The organism is Paenibacillus sp. TCA20, assembly GCF_000732325.1.
GTDB lineage: Bacteria > Bacillota > Bacilli > Paenibacillales > Paenibacillaceae > Paenibacillus > Paenibacillus urinalis.
In genome coordinates, this window is sequence record NZ_BBIW01000031.1 from 1 (window position 1) to 1,729 (window position 1,729).

At 42.2% G+C, this 1,729-nt stretch carries 2 protein-coding genes; both read right to left on the minus strand.

Going from position 1 to position 1,729, the window contains the following annotated elements; translation table 11 throughout:
* Positions 1–92 precede the first annotated feature (92 nt).
* Positions 93–947: an IS3 family transposase gene (locus TCA2_RS25980; RefSeq protein WP_081872853.1), complete on the minus strand. Its 855-nt coding sequence runs from the start codon at positions 945–947 to the stop codon at positions 93–95.
* A 20-nt stretch (positions 948–967) separates the two neighbouring features.
* Positions 968–1,657: a helix-turn-helix domain-containing protein gene (locus TCA2_RS25985; protein WP_047914513.1), complete on the minus strand. Its 690-nt coding sequence runs from the start codon at positions 1,655–1,657 to the stop codon at positions 968–970.
* Positions 1,658–1,729 lie beyond the last annotated feature (72 nt).

The window sequence follows — 1,729 nt, forward strand, 5'->3', positions numbered from 1 at the left end:
TTGAAGTGCCCCCTGTCAAGTGGACAGTGTAAAAAAACAAAAATAGTTTATCTAGATCCCTCAGTTTGTTTAACGGAACTGAGGGATCTTCCTTATGCAACTCGCCTGTATTCGTTGGGTGACAGACCCTCTAAACGTTCTGTATAGCGATGGTTATTGTAATAGCGAATATAATTGCTAACATCTTTCAGGACGTCTTCATAGGTATCATGCTTTGTAAGATAATAACTTTCCGATTTATAAGTACCCCAAAAGCGCTCAATAGGTTGGTTGTCCAAGCATCGGCTCACACGAGACATGCTTTTCATAAATCCATACTTTAGTTGGAGCCGATTATACTCGTGGGACGTGTACTGGAAACCTCTGTCGCTGTGTAGGAGTGGGGTTACACCGGGATTCTTCTCATAAGCCTGCTTCAGCGTATCCACCACGAGTTTAGTGTTGTTGGAATGGCTTAATACCCATGAAACAATGGAGTTATCATATACATCGATAATGGCGCTTAAATAGGCTTTGCGGCCATTTCCATACTTCAGTTCTGTCACATCTGTACACCACTTTGTATTTGGAGACTGGGCCTCAAAGTTACGATTCATTACATTTTCAACGACATGGGTCTCTGGGGCTTTCATATAGCTTGGTCGTTTCTTACGAATGACTGCTTTGAGGCCAAGCGCACGCATAATTCGGTAATAGCGCTTTTTGTTGTACTGCTTTTTGAGCTTTCGGTTTAATTGAGTACGCATTTGGCGGTAGCCAAGTATTCCGTTTCGCTTGTCATAACGAAGCTTTACTTCTTTGGCTAGCACTTGAATTTCAAGTTCCTTGGTAGATGGCGTCCAACCTAACCACTTGTAATAGGCAGATCGAGCAACCCCTGCTAACGCACACAACTTCTTAATTGCGTAACCTTTTTCTTTGTTCAGTTCTTGAATCGCTTGATACAAGTTTACTTGTCGAACAAGGGTTAGCGTGTATTTCGTCGCTTGATCTCCGCCAACTTTTTTGCGAAGGCATTCTCCATCTCCAGGTATTCGTTTCGAGCTTCTAATTCCTTGATCCGCAGCTTGAGACGTTCATGCTCATCCAGTTCCTCTACAGGCTTCTTTCGACCGCGATTGTCCTTAAGAGCATCTTCACTGCCTGCTTGATACTTCCGAACCCAGGCATACACTTGCTGATAAGATACACCGTACTTTTCGATGGCTTTCTGATAATCCAAACCATTAGCGATTGTATATTGCGCAATTTCAATACGTTCCTCGTAAGTTGTTTTACGTCCTTTGTTCATTTGAGATAGTCCTCTTCCTTTAAGAGTAGGTTTTAATTCTATCTCCTTAGTATACTTGTTAATCCATTTCCGCAACACACTGTTGCTGGAAATACGATGCTTCCTTGTCGCCTCTTCAAGGGAGCAATGTCCAGATAACACATCCTGAACAGCAGCAATTTTCAATTCCCTTGAATACGTTTTCCATGTTCTCGATTCCCCCAATCCATCCAAACCATCTGCTCTGTATTTTCTTATCCACTCTCTAACTGTGTGGGAACTAACCCCTAGTTGTCTCGCTTCATAGTTTGGATTTGACCTGTGCTCCAGGCATCGCTGTATGGCATGCAGTTTCGTTTCAATTGAAGTTGAACTTCTTCTAGACATAGAAATACTCCCATCGTTGTAGTAGTAGAAGTTTTTATTTTTTCTACTGTCTACTATGATGGGAGCATATCA